This is a genomic window from Microbacterium sp. UFMG61 (assembly GCF_015354505.1).
GTDB lineage: Bacteria > Actinomycetota > Actinomycetes > Actinomycetales > Microbacteriaceae > Microbacterium.
Map to the genome: position 1 here is coordinate 125,493 of NZ_JACAFP010000002.1, position 18,197 is coordinate 143,689.

Below are 18,197 nucleotides of genomic sequence, written 5' to 3' on the forward strand. Positions count from 1 at the left end.
TTCAATGAACTTTGCTCGCGAACTTGAAGGAGGCTCTGATGCCGATCGAGACGACGAATGATGCATCCATGCAGACGGATTGGCTGGGCCTGAACGGAGCACGAGTGCTGATCGCCGGCGCGGGCGGAATCGGCGGCGCCTGCGCTGTCGCATATGCCGAAGCCGGGGCGTCCGTCGCCATCGTCGACCGCGATCAGCGCGCGCTCGACATGATCGGCGTCGAACTCGCCGCTCTGGGCGTGAGGTACGAGCTGCTGCAGGCAGACCTCACCGTGCACGGCGAGGGTGCGCGCGTGGTGACGGAAGCGATCGCCGTTCTCGGCGGCCTCGACGTGCTGCTGCACGCGGTGGGAATCAACGATCGTCGCCCCATTCTCGAGTTCACCGAGGATGAATGGGACCGCATCCTGCAGGTCAACCTGTCGTCGGTATTCGGGCTCGCGCAGGCGGCGGGTCGTCACATGGTCGCCCAGAAGTTCGGGCGCATCCTCGCGCTCTCCAGCGTCTCCGGGCTGCTCGCTCATCATTCACACGGGCCCTACGCGGCCTCCAAAGGCGGCATCAATCAGCTGCTGCGTGTGATGGCGCGCGAGTGGGCTGTTTCCGGGGTGACCGTCAATGCACTCGCACCCGGCTACATCGAGACGCCGCTGACCGCAGGAGAGCTCGCCAAACCGGGCAAGCGTGAAGATCTCGAGAGCCTCGTCCCCGCAGGCCGCCTCGGCACACCCGATGAGCTCACCGGCCCCGCGCTGTTCCTGTCATCCCGCCACGCCGGGTTCATCACCGGCCACGTGATGTACATCGACGGTGGTCGCACTCTTGTCTGAATCCACGAAGGAGAACAACATGTCGCAGATCTTCCCCCGCTTCGCGGGCAAGACCGTGCTCGTCACGGGAGCCGGCACCGGTTTCGGCGCCGAGATCGCCGTACGTGCCGCCCAGGAGGGCGCCAAGGTCGCCGTCCACTATCGATCGTCGAAAGCCGGAGCTGAAGCAACTCTGGCCCGCATCCGCGAAGCCGGCAGCGACGGCATCCTGGTACAGGCGGACATCGGGTCCTGGGAGCAGATCAGGCGCATGGCCGACGAGGTGTTCGCCGCCTTCGGCACTCTTGACGTGCTGGTCAACAACGTCGGTGACGTCTCGAGCGATCAGATGAACTGGGACCAGCTCACGCAGGAAGCACTCGATGCTGTCATCGACATCGACGTCAAGGGCACGTTGCTCATGACGCACGAGTTCGGCGAGCGCATGCTGGCTCAGGGGCACGGGAACATCGTGCAGGTCGGATCGACAGTCGTCGTCCGTGGTTCGGCGCGCGCCCCACAGTACGCGGCGGCCAAGTACGCGATCCTCGGCATCACCAAGTCCTACGCGAAGGCGTTCGCTCCCTCAGTGCGAGTGAACACCTTTGCGCCCGGGTTCATGGAGACCGAGCGTCTTCTCGAACGGGAGGACTGGAAGAACGGGCGCCGCGAGGTGCTGCTTTCGCAGACACCCATGGGTGTCATCCCGCCGCCTGAGTTCGTCGCCGGTGCCTGCCTGTGGCTTGCGACTGACGAAGCGGCACACCTCACCGGCGGGTACATGCTCGCCGACGGCGGATTCAACATGGTCGGCGCCTGAGCGCCGATCTTCGACACCATAGAGGAGAAACAGACCAATGAAGCTCATCACCTTCGACGGCGGTCGCGTCGGTCGCCTGGAACTGGAAGAGGGCGTCGTCCTCGAACTCGACGTTCCGTCGACTCGCGAATACTTCGAGCGCGGCGGCGACGTCCGTGAGACCGGCGAGAGGCTGGCATATGCGGATGTGAAGCTCGAAGCGCCCATTCGCCCCAAGAAGTTCTTCCACACGGCGGGCAACTTCGCAGACCACCACAACGAGCTCACCGCCGTCGACTGGTCGCACCCTGTGCACAAGGGCATCGTGTTCTTCCAGAACGTCGACGCGATCATCGGGCCCGACGACGACATCGTGTACCCGGAGGGACTGACGAAGGAACTCGACTACGAGCTCGAGCTGGGAATCATCATCGGGAAGTCGGGTAAGTTCTTCGGCCCCGACGAAGCGGACGACTACATCGCCGGCTTCACAGTGTTCAACGACATCTCGGCGCGCGACATCCAGCGCAAGGAGATGGAGTCGGGCGTCTTCTCGTTCTCGAAGGGCATCGACACCTTCAACCCCATCGGGCCGTGGATCGTCACGCGCGATGAGGTCCCCGACATGCACGAGCTGCCGATGCAGCTGCGAGTGAACGGCGAGGTTCGCCAGCAGGGCAACACGAACCAGACGCGAATCAAGTTCCCGCACCTGGTCGCGTACCACTCGCCGCAGATCTACAGCGCCGGCGACATCATCTCCACGGGCACGATCTCGGGTGTGGCAGCGGTGCAGCCGAACCCGTTCGACTTCTACCTCAAGCCCGGAGACAAGATCGAGGCCGAGATCACGGGCATCGGCACGCTTCGCAACACGGTCGTCTCGTGGGAGGACCGCTACGGTGTGCCTGCTCCGCAGCGCGTGGACTGGTGAGGGCGCGGCGTGAAGCTCGCTAATCTCGACGGTCGAGCCGTCATCATCGAACAGGACGGCAACACCGAACGTGCCATCGATGTCGAGAGGGCTTCGGGTGGTCGATTCGGACCCGATCCGCAGAGCCTGTTCGAGGAGTGGTCGGACTTCGTCGCCTGGGGGGCCGCGATTCCGAGCGCTGAATCGATCGAGATCGATGCCGGCGGGCTCGGGGCTCCGGTGCCGAGCCCGCGTCAGGTGTTCGCGATCGGGCTGAATTATGCCGAGCATGCTGCCGAGGCCGGGTACCCGCCAGATGAGATGCCGGTGACCTTCACGAAGTTCCCTTCGTCGATCGTCGGGCCGAATGCGGTTGTCGAGCTGCCGGAAGGCCACGTCGATTGGGAAGTGGAGCTTGTCGTCGTCATCGCCAAGAAGACCTTCCGAGTCGATCGCGAGAATGCGTGGGAACACGTCGCCGGCCTCACGATCGGGCAGGACCTCTCGGAACGGGTGACTCAGCTTCAGGGCACGCTGCCGCAGTTCAGCCTCGGCAAGTCATTCCCCGGGTTCGGGCCGACGGGCCCCTGGCTCGTGACTCCCGACGAGTTCGCCGATCGCGATGACCTCGCGATCGAGTGCAGCCTGTCGGGCGAGAGCATGCAGTCCTCGCGCACCTCGATGATGCTCTACGACGTGCCTGAGCTTCTCGTCAGGCTGTCCGCTGTCTGCCCCCTGTTGCCGGGAGACATGATCTTCTCCGGGACGCCATCGGGGATCGGCAACCGCCGCAGCCCGCAGCGCTTCATCCGTGCGGACGACGTGCTGGTCAGCAGGATCGAAGGCATCGGAACGCTGACGACGCACTTCGACAACAGCTGAAGAGGCGAGATCGTTGGTGACTCCAGGCGTGCTCGAGGATCTGCGCGTGGAGTATCTGCGGCAGCCCGTCGGGATCGGCGCGCGTCGCCCTCGCTTCATGTGGAAGGTCGCTCATCGACAGAGCGCCTATCAGGTGGAGGTTCACGCGGGTGATCGCCGCGTGTGGGCGAGTGGCGTTGTAGAGGAATCCGCGACGCTCGTCGAGTACGCCGGGCAGACGATCGCCTCATCCACCATCTACCGCTGGCGAGTCCGAAGCCGGATGCACGCGGGGGGCTGGACCCCATGGGCGGAGGCGAGTTTCGAAACCGGGCTGCTCGACTCGGGGGATTGGGTCGCCAGCTGGGTGGAGCCGCAGCAGCAGGATGCTTCGATCGAACGCTGGAGCATTCGGGATTGGATATCCGGGGGAGGCCCGGATTCTCCACCAGAGCAGCGACTGCGGCCGCCTCAACTTCTGCGACAGTCGTTCGTCGCACGAGCAGGCCTTGAGCGTGCTCGTCTTCATGCGACGGCGCGAGGCGTCTACTCGGCGTTCATCAACGGCGTGCGGGCGGGAGACCAGACGCTCGCGCCGGGATCGGATGCGTACGAACAGCGGATCTCCGTGCAGACCTATGACGTGACGGATGCGATCGAGGAGGGGGAGAACATCTTCGGGATGGCGCTTGCCGATGGTTGGTGGGCGGGCCGGCTGGGGCTGACCGGATCCAGTGCGCAGTTCGGAACCCGAACATCGGCGATCTGGCAGCTGCATCTGACCTACAAGGACGGCACCACCGACATCGCGGCCTCCGGTGGTGAGGCGTGCAGCACGGTGGGGCCATGGGTGTACTCGGATCTCTTTGTCGGGGAGTGTTTTGACAGACGGGCCGTTCCCCACGGTTGGGATCGCGGCGGTTTCGATGACTCGGGGTGGGAGCCCGTCATCGAGGTCGGACGAGACTACGGCGCTCTCCGTCCGTTCTCCGGCGAGCCGATCAGGCGGGTGCTCGAAGTTCGTGCGAAGTCGATCGTCGAGACTCCAGCCGGCTCGATCGTCGACTTCGGGCAGGTGATCGCAGGCCGGGTGCGGCTGCTGCTCCGCGACACGACCCCCGGGCAGCGCGTGGTGATCGAGCACACCGAGACTCTCGCCGCTGACGGCTCATGGTTCGACAACATCGTGGGGATCAATAAAGATCAGACCGACATCTTCGTCGCCGCTGGCGGGGTGGACGAGTGGGAGCCCGAGTTCACGTTCCACGGATTCCGCTTCGCGAGGGTACGTGGTCTCTCGTTGCCCCTCGTGCCTGGGGACATCACTGGAATCGTCATCGCCAGCGATCTCGAACAGACCGGATTCTTCGAGACTTCGGACCCACGTCTGAACCGGCTTCATGAGAATGTGGCGTGGAGCCAGCGCGGTAATTTCCTGTCGGTGCCGATGGATTGTCCGCAGCGGGAAAGGGCTGGGTGGGCCGGTGACATCCAGGCCTTCGTGGGCGCCGCATCGAACAATGCACTGGTCCTGCCTTTTCTATCGCGGTGGCTGGAGAATCTTCGCGCTGACCAACTCCCAGACGGCCGCATCCCGATCTTCTCTCCGCGTTCTCCCTTCGATGCCGAGGCTGCATCGAACGCGCAAGGGGTCGGCTCGATAGTTGCCTCCGCAGGGTGGAGCGACGCGATCGCCATCGTGCCATGGACGCTCTACGAGCGATACGGTGACCCGCATGTGCTCGAGGTGAACTACGAGAGCATGACGCGATGGGTGGAGTATCAGCGGCGGGAAGCGGTGCGCTCGCTTCCTGATGCGCTTGAGAAAGAGTCGGTACCGGAGGATCGCCGAGATGTACAGGCCCTGCTCTACAACGCGGGGCTTCATTTCGGTGACTGGCTCACTCCCAGCACGGTGGAGAATCGCCCCATGCATGAGGCCGTCGACATAGCCCCAGCGCTGACAAGCGAGTTCGTGGCTCCGATGTTTCAGGCGAACACGCTCACGATCGCAGCCCGAGCCGCGAGAGTCCTGGGCAGGGATGCGGATGCAAAGGATTTCGCCGAGCGGGCATCCGCGGTCAGAGCGGCCTTCGCCGCCGAGTACGTCGATGCGCTCGGCGACCTTCCGGTCCGCCTTCAAGGGCTCTATGTCTTGGCGCTCGCGTTCGAAATGGTTCCGGAGGTGGCTCGTCCGCTGACCGCGGCGCGACTGGTCCAACTCATCGCAGAGCGTGGGTACCGGCTCGACACGGGGTTCCTCTCTACGCCGTATCTGCTCGATGTGCTGTGCGATAACGGGCACCGCGAAGTCGCGCGTCGTCTGCTCTGGCAGTCCGAGATGCCCTCGTGGCTGTATGAAGTCGATCACGGTGCGACGACGATCTGGGAGTCTTGGGATGCGATCGCGCCCGACGGCGAGGTCCGCGCCACGTCGCTCAACCACTACGCATCCGGTGCCGTCGATGACTGGCTCTATCGGCGTATCGTCGGCATTCGCCCCTTGTCTCCGGGGTACCAGACTACAGCGATCGAACCAGGGACGGACATGGGACTCGACCGCGCGAGCGGGCACGTCGGCACACCGTTCGGCCGTCTACGGGTCGAGTGGCAGCGCGACGCGGGGGATGTTGTCGTGGAGGTTGACATCCCCCACGGGGTTGCCGCGGTTCTTCGCGTGGGTGGGGCTGAGCGAGTGCTCGACCCGGGCAGCAGCGTTCACACCCTCAGCCTGTAGACGCGACCGCGGTTCGTACTCCGGCGTCGGTTAGCCCGTCGCCCGAGAGCGTGACTTTACATGTCTCAGGACTCGTCCTATACTCGGGGAAGCGCTTCCTAAGGAAGCGCTTCCCCGCTCAATGACGACGATGGAGAGGGCATTGATGGCCGCCGCCGCCCCACCCGCGCAGAAGCGCAAACTCAGCCTGGCTGCTCGCCATCAGGAACGAGCAGCGTGGAGCTTCCTTGCTCCGTGGTTCGTCGGGATGCTGGCGATCACCGCCTTCCCGATGGTCGCCTCGCTCTATCTGTCTTTCACCGACTACAACCTCCTCAAGCCGCCTGAGTTCATCGGCCTCGAGAACTATGCGGACATGCTGAACGATCCCCGACTCGCGAAGTCGCTGGGCGTGACGTTCACATATGTGTTCCTGGGTGTGCCGCTGCTCATGGCTGCCGCGCTCGGCCTGGCGATCATGCTGAACCGCGGCATCCGCGGTCTGGCGATCTACCGCTCGGTCTACTACCTGCCGTCACTTCTTGGCGGTTCGGTAGCGGTGGGCATCCTGTGGCGTCAGCTCTTCGGTACGGAGGGGCTCGTCAACCAGTTTCTCGCGCTGTTCGGCATCGATGGCCCCGGATGGATCTCGGATCCCGACACGGCGCTCGGAACCCTTGTCGCGCTGCACGTGTGGACGTTCGGGTCCGCGATGGTCGTCTTCCTCGCAGGGCTGCGACAGATCCCGGAGATGTACTACGAGGCGGCGTCCATCGACGGCGCGGGTCGGTGGCGACAGTTCCGAAGCATCACATTGCCGCTGCTCTCGCCGATCATCTTCTTCAATCTGATCCTGCAGATCATCGGCTCGTTCCAGACCTTCACCCAGGCGTTCATCGTCTCCGGTGGTTCAGGGGGGCCGGCCGACTCGACTCTCTTCTACACGCTCTACCTCTATCAGGAGGGCTTCGGCAAGCGCGACATGGGCTATGCCTCCGCGATGGCCTGGTTCCTGCTGCTCATCATCGCCGTCTTCACCGCGGTGAATTTCATCGCCTCCAAGCATTGGGTGTTCTACAGTGACCGCGACTGATCTCCTGAAGCGCCGCTCGAGCGCGCCGTCTGCCCACCGCATCACGCTCTCGAAGGTCGTGAGGCACATCATCCTGATCGCTGTGGGCGTGCTGCTGATCTATCCGCTGCTGTGGATGGTCGCGAGCTCGCTCAAGCCGGAGGAGCTGATCTTCCGCGATCCGTCGCTGCTTCCCGAGACGATCGACTTCAGCAATTACACCGATGGCTGGAACGCGCTGTCGAGTCCCTTCGGTCTCTATCTGCTCAACTCGGGTGCGATCGTCCTCGGCAGTCTGCTGGGCAACCTCATCACCTGCTCGATGGCCGCCTACGCGTTCGCCAAGCTGGAGTTCCGGGGCAAGAAGATCTTCTTCGCACTCATGCTGATGACTCTGATGCTGCCGATCCACGTGCTCATCGTTCCGCAGTACGTCCTCTTCTCGAACCTCGGCTGGGTCAACACGTTCCTGCCGCTGATCGTCCCGAAGTTCCTCGCCACCGACGCGTTCTTCATCTTCCTCATGGTGCAGTTCTTCCGCGGACTCCCCAAGGAACTCGACGAGGCTGCTCGCATCGACGGCGCGGGGTACTGGCGCACCTACTTCCAGGTGCTGCTGCCGCTCTCCGTGCCGGCGCTCGCCACCACCGCCATCTTCACCTTCATCTGGACCTGGAACGACTTCTACAGTCAGCTCATCTACCTCACACGTCCGGACGTTCTCACGGTCCCCGTCGCGCTCCGCAACTTCGTCGACTCGACAGGGGGATCCTCCTGGGGTTCGCTGTTCGCGATGTCGGTCGTGACCCTCATCCCTGTCTTCCTCGTCTTCCTCGTGGGGCAGCGCTACCTGATCAAAGGCATCGCGACCACCGGACTCAAATGACCTCTTCCCTGATCGATCACAACTGCAATGGAGCAATGACATGACACACCCCCGCACGAGCCATACGGCTCGACTCGTACGCCTCGCAGCTCTCGGTGCCGCCGTGACGATGGTGCTCGCCGGCTGCACGGCGCCATCGGAATCCGCACCGGCGACAGCCTCCGATGAGCCGGTCACCATCCGCTTCAACTGGTGGGGATCCGACACCAGGCACACCATGACGCAGCAGGTGATCGACCTGTTCGAGGAGGAGCACCCGAACATCACGGTGGTGCCCGAGTTCGCTCCGTACACGGACTACTGGGACAAACTCTCCACGACCGTGGCCGCAGGAGACGCCCCTGACGTCATGCAGCAGGTCGACCCCTTCATCTACGAGTACGTCGACAGCGGTCTGCTCGTGAACCTGTCGGACCACGCGGATGTGCTCCCGCTCGACCAGTTCGATGAGGGCGCGCTCGAAGGGTCGACGATCGACGACGGGGTATACGGGGTGCCGGGAGGAGTGGGCACGTTCGGCGTCGTCATCGATCCGCAGATCTTCTCGGATGCGGGGATCGAGGTGCCCGACGACGAGACCTGGACGTGGGACGACTACCTCGACATCGCCGCGGAGATCAGTGAGAAGGCAGGGCCCGACGTCTACGGCGCCACGCTCCCGCTCGACGAACAAGGCTTCAATATGTTCATCCGTCAGCGTGGCGAGGATCTCTGGAGCCCCGATGACGCCACGGTCGGATTCACCGAGAAGACCGCTGCCGCATGGTGGGAGTACATCCTCGAGCTGCGCGACAGTGGCGCGACGCCGTCGGCCTCGCTTGCGGTCGAGCAGGCATCGCTCGGACTGGAGCAGTCTCCGATCGCGACCCACACCGCGGCGATGTCCATCCTGTCCGCCAACCAGGTCGAAGCGCTGCAGACAGCCTCTGGACGCGAGCTCGAGCTGCTCCTGTTCCCTGGCGAGTCCGATGGCGACCGCCCTGGTGCCTACGTCAAGCCCGGCGTGTACTACTCGGTCTCGGCGAAGTCGGAGCATCCGGTCGAGTCCGCGATGCTGATCGACTTCATCGTGAACAGCGAGGAGGCGGGTGCGATCCTGCGCTCCGACCGTGGCGTACCGGGGAACAGTGAGGTACTCGCGTCCATCGAAGGCGACTTCTCGCCGTCGGAGCAGAAGTTGGCGGACTACGTGACCGAGGTTTCCGAGCTGTCGGTCGCCGGCTTCCCGAAGCCGAACCTCGACGCCGGGCCCGAGCTCGTGCCGCTGTTCGCCAGACTGAACCAGCAGGTGATCTTCGATCAGATCACCCCCGATGAAGCAGCGAAGCAGTTCATCTCCGAGCTCGAAGCAGCTATGTAGCATCGCTGCGCGCGGGGCCTCGTGTCAGGGGCCCCGCGCACTCCGACCCCGATCAGATCGACCAGAAGGCGTCACGTGACGAACCCCATCCACAACTTCACCGCCCGGCTTCCCGGCATCGTCTACGGAGGCGACTACAACCCCGACCAGTGGACGAGGGAGACTTGGCTCGAGGACGCCGCGCTGATGAGGCAAGCGGGCGTGCGGCTGGTGAGCGTCGGCGTCTTCTCCTGGTCGTCACTGGAGCCCGCTGACGGCCAGCTGGAGTTCGGGTGGCTCGACGAGGTGATGGACATCCTGCACGACCACGGGATCTCCGTGAACCTCAGCACGCCGAACGCCGCGCCGCCGCCGTGGCTCGCGACCGAGCATCCAGAGGTGCTTCCCACCAACAGGGAGGGGCGGAAGATCGCGATCGGAAGCCGGGCGCACTTCTGCCCGTCATCGGCGGTCTATCGCGAGCGCAGCCAGAAGATCGCGCGAGCGCTCGCGGAACGCTATGGCAACCACCCGGCTCTGGCGATGTGGCACATCGGCAACGAGTATCACACGCAGTGCTTCTGCGATCAGTGCGGTGCGCGATTCCGGGACTGGCTTCGTGAGCGACATGGGTCGCTGGACGCTCTCAACGAGCACTGGGGCACGACGTTCTGGAGCCAGCGCTACAGCGACTGGAGTCAGGTCGACCTCCCGAAACCGGTGATGGGAAACGTGAATCCGGCGCGTGAGCTCGACTTCAAACGCTTCTCCTCCGAGCTGCTGCTCGACTGCTTCCGCGAGGAGCGCGACATCATGCGCGCGATCACGCCCGAGATTCCGGTTCTGACGAACTTCATGCGGTTTTTCTCGGGCGCCGATTACACCCGCTGGGCAGCGGAAGAGGATGCTGTCGCGCTTGACATCTATCCCAACCCCGCCGACCCCGAAGCGCACATCACTGCCGCGTTCAACTACGACCTGATGCGTTCGCTGAAAAGCGGCCAGCCTTGGCTGATGATGGAGCAGGCCAGCAGTGCCGTCAGCCAGTGGCCGCTCAACCTCGTCAAGCAGCCGGGCCGCATGCGACTGGGATCCTTCCAGGCCATCGCGCACGGAGCGGACGCGGTGATGTTCTTCCAGTGGCGTGCCTCGCGGTACGGGCAGGAGAAGTTCCATTCAGCGATGCTGCCGCACAGCGGAACCGACACGCGGACCTGGCAGGAGGTCGTCGCGCTCGGTCAGGAACTCGGCCAGCTCGAGGAAATCGCTGGAACCACCGCCGACGCGGCGGTCGCTGTCGTCTGGGACTGGGAGAACTGGTGGGCGATGGAAGGAGTCGCGCACCCCGCGAAGCTCAGCTACGTGGACATCGTGACCCGGCACTTCACTCCGCTCTGGAATCGCAACATCGCCACCGACGTGGTTACCCTCGATGCGGATCTGTCGGGCTATCGCCTAATCGTGATCCCGAACAGTTACGTGCTCACCGACGCGCAGGCCGAGCGGCTCGACGCATACGTGAGGTCGGGCGGACACGTGCTGATCTCCTTCTTCTCGGGCATCGTGGACGAGCACGATCGGGTGATCCCCGGCGGCTACCCCGGCGGTCTGCTGTCGCTCATCGGCGGACGCGTGCGCGAGTTCTCGCCACTGCCATCGGAGGAGCGGATTCGCGTGAATCTGAGAGGATCAGAGGCGGATGCCGGTCTGTGGCAGGACGACCTCGTCTCGGCTGCTGCGGCGGTGCTCGCAACGTACGCCGATGGATATCTCGAGGGACAGGCGGCGGCGCTGCGTCACGAGCTCGGAGACGGAGTGGTGACGTACCTGGGCACCCAGTTGAGCGAAGCGGGCATGCACCGCGTGCTCGACACCGTGCTCGACGATGCGCAGGTGCGCCCTGTGATTGAGACGCCGGCCGGCGTCGAGGCGGTCGAGAGGCACGGACCGGAGGGGTCGTATCTCTTCCTCCTCAATCATGGGCAGCGCGTTGTGGAGATCGATCTTCCTCGGAACGCGACGGATCTGCTCGCGGGGGGAGCGGTCCGCGCTTCAGGGGACACTCTGAATCTCGAAGCCGCGGCCGTCGCCGTCCTGAAGTACGACAGATAGTCGACAGGAGGGGGCGTCGACCGGGCCTGGACAGCGGCGCCCTGTGTCAGCCCCGAAGCACCGAGGATGTCGAGGCCCGCAGGTGCACGGTCGGGACGACCGTCGTTCCGTCATCCGTCTCGCCATCGACGAGCAACGCGTGCAGCCGCTCCCAGGCGAGACGACCGAGCTCCTCGGCCGGGATTGCCGCCGTCGTGAGCGGCGGGTTGGTGAACTCACTGAAGGTGATGTCATCGAAGCCGGTCACCGAGAGCTGATCAGGAACAGCGACGCCGCGACGCTGCAGCGCGCTGAGCAGGCCCATCGCGACGACGTCGTTGAAGGCCATCACCGCTGTCGCCTCGGTGGCCAGCACGTCGTCTGCTGCGGCGTATCCCGCCTGGATCGTTCCCCCGCCTGTCACGCGACTCACACGCACATCTGGGTGAGCGGCGCAGAACTCCTCGAGAGCGGCGAATCGCCGCGCGCCCGATCGGGACTTCTCGCCGCCGTCGAGGAAGGCGATGTGACGGTGTCCGAGCCCGTGCAAATGCTCTGCGAGCAATCTCACACCGTGCTCTAGGCCGACAGCGATGACCGGGACTCCGCGAACGGGCACGGAGCGATAGATCATCACGACCGGACCGAGACGCGCGACGAGCTCTGAAAGCTCGGCGTCATCCATCCGCGGCGAGCACAGCACGATCGCGTCGCATCGGCGCCGCAGCTCGGTGATCAGCTCCGCCTCGTTCGCGAGTCGTTCCGACGAGTCGGCGATCAGCACCTGATAGCTGTCCTCGCCCGCCGCCTGCGAGAGTCCGGTGAGGGTGCGCTGGAAGATGGGGTTGTCGAGTTCAGGCACGAGGATTCCTACCGAATGCGTTCGTCCTTTGGCGAGACCGCGCGCGATCTGACTGGGGGAGTAGCGCAGCTTCGCCGCGGCATCGTGAACCTTCTTCGACAGCAAGGGGTCGACGGTCACCGTGTTGCTGAACACCCGCGAGACGGTGGTGCGCGACACCCCCGCAAGCTCGGCGACGTCATCCATGGTGGGGGTGCGCGGGACCACTCTCACCATCTTCATCCCTCCGTGGTTCGGGGCTTCGGTCTCCGAATGATGTTGCCCATCATAACGGCGGAAGCGCTTCCCGTGGTCTCGCGGTTCTACGTGCACACACGAGGTCCGGCGATATTGCGAGCGACGGACCTTGTGGAGGGGGCTATAACGTCGCAACATGGCACGCGGTCTCGTCGACTGGCGTGCGACGGGCGACGAAGTAGTCTCCGGGGACTAGCGACGGCATTCCAGCTGTCTGGCTCGGAAAGACGCAGCGGGTGAGTCAAACCGGAGAGGAACCGGGGGGCGCTCATCCAGCGCCGGGCTCAAACGAACGTTTCTGGCGCGGTGCGGAGGAGGAGCTCGGAACCCCGCCGCAAGCCCTCGTCGCAACCGAGTCTCGGCGAGGGATTTCGGCTGAACTTTCAACGATCACGCGCGCTCGAGACGGCCCAGTAGCAGCGGCGCTACGCGGTGGCGGAATGGCACGCCGCCTGCCTCGGATCGTTGAGATCGACGCGGGATGAAGCAACGTGACCGCACTTTCGGTCCGAGTGCTCCCCGGCCACATCCCGACTCTGCTGCAAGCAGTCTCCTGTTGTGGCGTGGAAGCTCAGTAGCTGAGGCTGGATTGCAGGATCCCACCGACGAGCAGCGTGAAGATCATACCCGCGAAGGCAGTTGTGAGGCTGATCGCTCCCATCACGTGTAGCCAGCGGTGTCGGCGTCGTTTGAAGGAGTACACGGTGCGCCAGGCCGCGGGAACGATCCCCAGCGCCGCGACTGCGAGGAGGGCCTGCCCGGTTCGGATGATGAGAGCATCGGGAGCCGGACCGTCTGTGAGCAGTGCGCCGGCAACTACGGACCAGGGCAGGGCTGACAGCAGCAAACTGAGTGCGCCGGTCCACGCCGCCCACCCCGTACGTTTCCACGCAGTTGGTTGGTCGTCCTGCCGCTGACGGAGACGGCGCACGAGCGCGATGACAGGGTGCGCGACGAGGTACGTCACAAGGATGCCGAGTGAGAGCCCAGCGACGATCGGCAACGCCCTCCGTTCTGCCGGCATGGGCTGCAAGGTGAACGCGGGATCGAACCCGATCGCGATGACTTCACCATCTCGCTGGTCCACTGCAATGATCCGGTGGCCCCCCACTTCCGACCACACCCAAGACTCGGTCTCGACGAAAGGCACTGGTGTCCCTGTTCGGTCGACGATCGCAGAAATCGTCACGCCGCCGGAGCCGTCCGCGGTGATGTCGATGCTCGAGAGGATGAAGAACGCTCGGATGAACGTTGTTTCCCCGCGACGGGAGAGCTGATAGGTTCCCGCAATCGCCTCCGCATGGGCAGCAGTCGTGCCGGTCGGTTTCTGATCCGGTCGATCATCGGGGAAGTAACGATCGGCGAAGTCTCTGGTGAGTTCGTCTCGGATCACTGTGGAGGAATCCGGGTGAAGACCGGAGCTGTTCAGCGAAACGAAGATTCCGGCGCCATCGTCGGGGTAGATCTCCAGTTGTGCGTGGAATGCGGTGAGATCGCCGCCGTGGCTGAGGACACGGTGGCCGTTTCGATCGCGCTCGAAGAACCCGAGGGTCATCACCGGGCCCTTCGCGAGGCCTCCGAGGTCTCCACTCGTCAGAGCGGGCTCATGCATCAGGGCCAGACTCTGCGGCTGCATCAGACCCGCGTCTGGGTCGCCAAGCTGGGCGAGCATGAACCGGCCCATGTCGATGGCGGTCGCTGAGATCGCTCCCGCGGGAGCCGGCGAGACGACCTCGAACGGAACCTCGGGAGAACCCGCGAAGCGATATCCGGCCGACATGTTCCTTTGAAGATCCGCGGGAAGGGGCTGTGCCATGGTCGCGGTCGTCATCCCGATCGTGTCGAAAATGCGCTCCTGCACCAAGACCTCGAAAGGGACCCCCGTCACACGTTCAGCGACATACGCCGCAAGCCCGTTGGAGTAGTTCGAGTACGCGGGAGTCGAGCCAGGTTCGAAGATCTGAGCGGGTGGATCGATCGCCACCGCATCACGGAGGGATACCGTTTCACCGCCGGGGGCGGTGATGAGCCCGGCTAGTTCGTCCTCAAAGCCTGCCGTGTGCGTCAACAGATGACGCATCGTGATCGGCTCGTCAAAACTCGTGGGCAGCGAGAAGTCCAAGACGTCTTGCACCGGAGCATCCAGGTGCAGTTCTCCTTCCTCGACGAGCTGCATCACGATGGTCGCCGTGAACACCTTCGAGATCGAACCGATCCGGAAAAGCGATGACTCGGCATCAACGGTCTGGGCAGCGTCGTCCGCATTGCCGACGCTCCCATATCCTCGCGCGGCGATGATCTCCCCATTCGCGACGACCGAGACGGTGGCACCGACCACGCCTTCGCGCTCCAAAGCGGCCGGCAGCACCGCGTCCAACCACGCTTCGACATTCCCCGACGAAAGCTCCGCTGTCTGCACGGGCGCGGGCTCAAGCCTCGTGACCTGCGAGGAGCAAGCCGTCGTAGATGCCAAGATCCCCGCAACCACGAAAAAACCGACAAACGAACGCCAAAGAGAAGTCACACTGCCATCCTGGCAGTCGCCGGTCCTGCGCTCGCCCCGGGTGGCGGGGGTCTCCCCGGTGGTGGATTCCGTGCAACCCCTGAGCCCCGCACCCAGGAGAGACCCGACGTTATTCATTGGGGGAGGGGACGACCCGCTGCGTTGTGTGGGGGGGTCTCGCCTCGTCTGCCCTCCTGACGGGGACAGGAGAGGTGACTCGTCCGTTTTCAGGGTGGTCTGGATCCCGCTTCCGTTGCGGCCGTGTACAGGGTTGGTGAATGCACGGACCATGACATGCTCCTCGCGCCCATGGGCCACCAGAGTCACCCACCGGAGGGCAAGTGGCCCCGATTCCGTGCGGCCATGGTTCGCCGGTAAACGGCCATCGACCGCCGGGCGGACCCTTCGGCGCGTCGACCTGCGCGATGACGAGCGCTCGGATGTGCTGGGCGGTCCTCTTGTCGATCGGTCGGCGAAAGGCGTGCTCGAGGACGTCTTCAACTTCGGAGCGGCGGTCGGGTCGTGAGTCGCGTCATCGGCGACGGCGACGGCGACGGGCCGGGTAGCGCGCGCAGGTGTGCGGTCCAGGGCACCCGCAGTGCTGCGCCGGATAGCTGCGATAAGTGGTCTTATCGTCGGTAAACGGCCAGACGGGGAAGTAAGAAGGGACTGAGCACGTGAGGTCGTTCCGCCGCCGGCGCTGAACCACACGGCGCCGCGCGTAGGGAGTGCCATCGACGTACTCGAACCCGGTGGAGTTCGTCGTGCCGCCATTGGGGGACGCGGGGATGAGACCAGCTACTAAGGGGCTGAGTCAATCTGCGACGGTGTCACGAGCGGCGGGTTCGGATCGGAACTCGAGAAAGCCTGCGTAGTCGGGAAACAGGATCTTTGCGGTCCGGTTGTATGTGTTCTCGAGGTAGCGCAGCAGCTTCTTCTTCAAGCCGGCCTTGATGATCACCGCGACGAACGGCAGCGCGGATGGATGCCCACGCTGCCTGTCAGCACTGAGGCTAGCCGCAAGCTTCGCTGAGTCTCCGCGCACCCACGGTATGTCTATCGCCTCGAATGGGTCGATCCTCTGGATGCGGAAGTCCTTCGTGCCTGAGGGTGACGCGATCACTTCCCCGCGAGGAGGGGGAATCGCGCCGGCGACGAAGAACCCTTCCTGGGCTCGGAGTCGCTCGTTGGGAACAGCGGATCGCACCAGGAATGGCGTCGGGTCCAGGAGAGCGTCATGCAAAGTTGATCCGGTGGGACTATGCAGGGAACCCCAGCTGCGTCCGGCGGGAACGGTCGAGATCTGGCGCATGCCTGTCGTGTTGAGAGCGACGAGAATCCCGCTCTTCGCGGCGCCGGGTGCCTTAGGTGACTGGCAGGCGAACCAGAGGGCCGTCATCGGGTTGCTCGTGAAATCAAGCAGTCTGGTCGCGATCCCGTAGTGCTGCAGGTCTGCGAGGAGCTGCATGTCATCGACATAACCGCCGGGACCGATCCCCAAGCCCCAGTCTCTCGCTGCCGCTGGGCAAGTCCCCCGGCGATGGCGAAGAGGCCGCCCTTCCGGACGGGATCGATGAGGCTACACGGGACTGGGCTGCGTCTTTGCCGGCGCTGCGAGACGAAGACCTCGATCCGTACATCAGCCTTGCCGCGAGCCTAATCAACGTCAGCATGGGCGCCCAAGTCTCGGATGACGTCCTAGGGCTCATCAACGCCCTACTGGGCGAGAGCGAGGCAGCGCGGAACGTTGCTGCCGACACCCTCAGCGAGCGGGGCCAGGACGAGCAACTGGCGGCTCTCGACGTTCTGATCGGCGCGACCAAACGTACCGATGACGCCGAAGCGGTCGTGCGAGGCACGGTGCTCTGGGTCAGCAAGAACCACACGCTAGAAGATGCAGCCGCGACTGGAATCGCGGCGCACTGCTGGGGCGCCCGACTGACCCCTGGCGCGATCGTTGAGCTCGCCGGCAGCGGGCGCCCTGCCCTGATCGGGCTGGTACGTCGTGCAGCGACGGACACGTCGCTGCACCCTTCAGTGCAGGCTGCGGCCAGTGATGAAGTGGAGCAGCTCAGTGGGAACTAGTGGCGCCTACGGCGGCAGCAACTCGGCCGAGTGGAACGACTTCCGTGATGCATGGAGCGGGCTCAGTAGCGGTGGTGCGGACGGAGGCCCGAGCGATGGCGACGGCACCGTCGACATCATCGCTCCGGCAGATACGCTGTTCGATCCTGCCCGGCCAGCCTCGGACTTGGATAGGGTCGGGCAGGCGCTCGCGGATGCACTGTGGCGGGATGACCCTGCATCCCGGCGCAACACCGTACCGCCAATCCCTCGGCCCCGAGTTCCCGGACGGCGTGGTGCGGGCGCGGGAGGGACGGGAGCGGGAAGCGGTTCCACCGGCAGGTCGGCAGGTACCGGGTCCCCTGTGCAAGTAACGCGCGATATCGATTGGCGTGACGAGCTGAGGCACGAGTACACCCCCTGGTCGGAAGCATCGGAACGGATACTGCTCAACGAGGAACTGGATCGACAGGTTCTTGAGAACATGGGGAGGCCGCGCTCCGACGCCGAAAAGAACGCACATTTCGATGCGCTACTTGATGAGTATCGGGATCCAGAGCGAGTTTCGGAGGCGAGCGATCGACAGGTTCGCCCGAGTTTGCCCGTCGCGCGTGCGGCGAAGAAGCTCGGGATCGGGCCGATCGAGGTGGAGCGCTGGGCTCGAAAGCTCTGGGCCAAGGCATACGAACGTGAGTCGCGCGAGCGAGCCGGTGACACGAGTTCCCCGCAGGCCCGTGGGCGAGTGAACCGGATCTTGGTCGAGGAGATCCGCAAAGCCATGGGAGGCAGTTGATGCCGCGCCCGCGCACGCCGCTGAGCAGCTACGGAACGATCAACCTGTCGGAGCTCCAACCAGGAAAATGGCGAGCGCGGACTCGCTACCGATTCATGGACGGAAAGTCGCGACAGATCGAACGCTTCGGGGCCACCTCTAAGAAAGCAGAGATCGCCCTTAAGACGGCCTTAGTCGGGATCGAAGCGGATGCCGGGGGCGAACTCAAGCCGTCGACTCGCCTCAGTGATCTGGCACAGCGATTTCTCGTTG

The 18,197-nt window shown here is 64.4% G+C and carries 14 protein-coding genes; 11 read left to right on the forward strand and 3 right to left on the reverse strand.

What is annotated here, in order from left to right; all coding sequences use genetic code 11:
• Positions 1-38: 38 nt before the first annotated feature.
• From IXW21_RS02490 to IXW21_RS02530, 9 genes are all read left to right on the forward strand, one after another.
• Entirely contained in the window at positions 39-830 is a 792-nt protein-coding gene (locus tag IXW21_RS02490) for an SDR family NAD(P)-dependent oxidoreductase (protein WP_228528098.1), read from the forward strand.
• Between the two features lie 19 nt (positions 831-849).
• A complete protein-coding gene (locus IXW21_RS02495) occupies positions 850-1,629 on the forward strand; it encodes an SDR family NAD(P)-dependent oxidoreductase (protein ID WP_194762689.1) in 780 nt (259 codons plus the stop codon).
• A 37-nt stretch (positions 1,630-1,666) separates the two neighbouring features.
• Positions 1,667-2,542 (forward strand): fumarylacetoacetate hydrolase family protein, encoded by an 876-nt coding sequence (locus IXW21_RS02500; protein WP_194762690.1) that lies wholly within the window; start codon positions 1,667-1,669, stop codon positions 2,540-2,542.
• Between the two features lie 9 nt (positions 2,543-2,551).
• A complete protein-coding gene (locus IXW21_RS02505; protein ID WP_194762691.1) occupies positions 2,552-3,403 on the forward strand; it encodes a fumarylacetoacetate hydrolase family protein in 852 nt (283 codons plus the stop codon).
• Between the two features lie 262 nt (positions 3,404-3,665).
• Positions 3,666-6,119: a family 78 glycoside hydrolase catalytic domain gene (locus IXW21_RS02510; RefSeq protein ID WP_228528125.1), complete on the forward strand. Its 2,454-nt coding sequence runs from the start codon at positions 3,666-3,668 to the stop codon at positions 6,117-6,119.
• Between the two features lie 145 nt (positions 6,120-6,264).
• Positions 6,265-7,191, forward strand: a complete 927-nt coding sequence (locus IXW21_RS02515; protein WP_228528099.1) for a carbohydrate ABC transporter permease — start codon at positions 6,265-6,267, stop codon at positions 7,189-7,191.
• A 4-nt stretch (positions 7,192-7,195) separates the two neighbouring features.
• Complete coding sequence (locus IXW21_RS02520; RefSeq protein WP_228528126.1) at positions 7,196-8,056, forward strand: carbohydrate ABC transporter permease; 861 nt, start codon at positions 7,196-7,198, stop codon at positions 8,054-8,056.
• Between the two features lie 40 nt (positions 8,057-8,096).
• Positions 8,097-9,416 carry an ABC transporter substrate-binding protein gene (locus IXW21_RS02525; RefSeq protein WP_194762694.1) on the forward strand — a complete coding sequence of 440 codons (1,320 nt, stop codon included), beginning with the start codon at positions 8,097-8,099 and terminating at the stop codon, positions 9,414-9,416.
• Between the two features lie 75 nt (positions 9,417-9,491).
• Complete coding sequence (locus IXW21_RS02530; protein WP_323742144.1) at positions 9,492-11,507, forward strand: beta-galactosidase; 2,016 nt, start codon at positions 9,492-9,494, stop codon at positions 11,505-11,507.
• Between the two features lie 46 nt (positions 11,508-11,553).
• On the opposite strand, the gene IXW21_RS02535 is transcribed toward IXW21_RS02530, so the two are convergent.
• The 3 genes from IXW21_RS02535 to IXW21_RS02545 form a co-directional block, all read right to left on the reverse strand.
• Positions 11,554-12,555: a LacI family DNA-binding transcriptional regulator gene (locus tag IXW21_RS02535; RefSeq protein ID WP_323742145.1), complete on the reverse strand. Its 1,002-nt coding sequence runs from the start codon at positions 12,553-12,555 to the stop codon at positions 11,554-11,556.
• A 601-nt stretch (positions 12,556-13,156) separates the two neighbouring features.
• Positions 13,157-15,004 (reverse strand): serine hydrolase domain-containing protein, encoded by a 1,848-nt coding sequence (locus tag IXW21_RS02540; protein ID WP_194762695.1) that lies wholly within the window; start codon positions 15,002-15,004, stop codon positions 13,157-13,159.
• 898 nt (positions 15,005-15,902) lie between these two features.
• Complete coding sequence (locus tag IXW21_RS02545) at positions 15,903-16,589, reverse strand: FRG domain-containing protein (protein WP_228528101.1); 687 nt, start codon at positions 16,587-16,589, stop codon at positions 15,903-15,905.
• Positions 16,590-16,690: 101 nt separating this feature from the next.
• Between IXW21_RS02545 and IXW21_RS02550 the strand changes: the two genes are divergently transcribed.
• Both IXW21_RS02550 and IXW21_RS02555 read left to right on the forward strand, forming a co-directional pair.
• Positions 16,691-17,173, forward strand: coding sequence for a hypothetical protein (locus tag IXW21_RS02550; protein WP_194762696.1), 483 nt, complete (start codon positions 16,691-16,693; stop codon positions 17,171-17,173).
• 343 nt (positions 17,174-17,516) lie between these two features.
• Positions 17,517-17,945 carry a hypothetical protein gene (locus IXW21_RS02555; protein WP_194762697.1) on the forward strand — a complete coding sequence of 143 codons (429 nt, stop codon included), beginning with the start codon at positions 17,517-17,519 and terminating at the stop codon, positions 17,943-17,945.
• The last annotated feature ends 252 nt before the right edge of the window (positions 17,946-18,197 follow it).

Coding starts and splice junctions, on each gene's coding strand:
- IXW21_RS02490 (WP_228528098.1), top strand. CDS start 39: ATGCCGATCGAGACGACGAATGATGCATCCATGCAGACGGATTGGCTG.
- IXW21_RS02495 (WP_194762689.1), top strand. CDS start 850: ATGTCGCAGATCTTCCCCCGCTTCGCGGGCAAGACCGTGCTCGTCACG.
- IXW21_RS02500 (WP_194762690.1), top strand. CDS start 1,667: ATGAAGCTCATCACCTTCGACGGCGGTCGCGTCGGTCGCCTGGAACTG.
- IXW21_RS02510 (WP_228528125.1), top strand. CDS start 3,666: ATGCACGCGGGGGGCTGGACCCCATGGGCGGAGGCGAGTTTCGAAACC.
- IXW21_RS02515 (WP_228528099.1), top strand. CDS start 6,265: ATGGCCGCCGCCGCCCCACCCGCGCAGAAGCGCAAACTCAGCCTGGCT.
- IXW21_RS02525 (WP_194762694.1), top strand. CDS start 8,097: ATGACACACCCCCGCACGAGCCATACGGCTCGACTCGTACGCCTCGCA.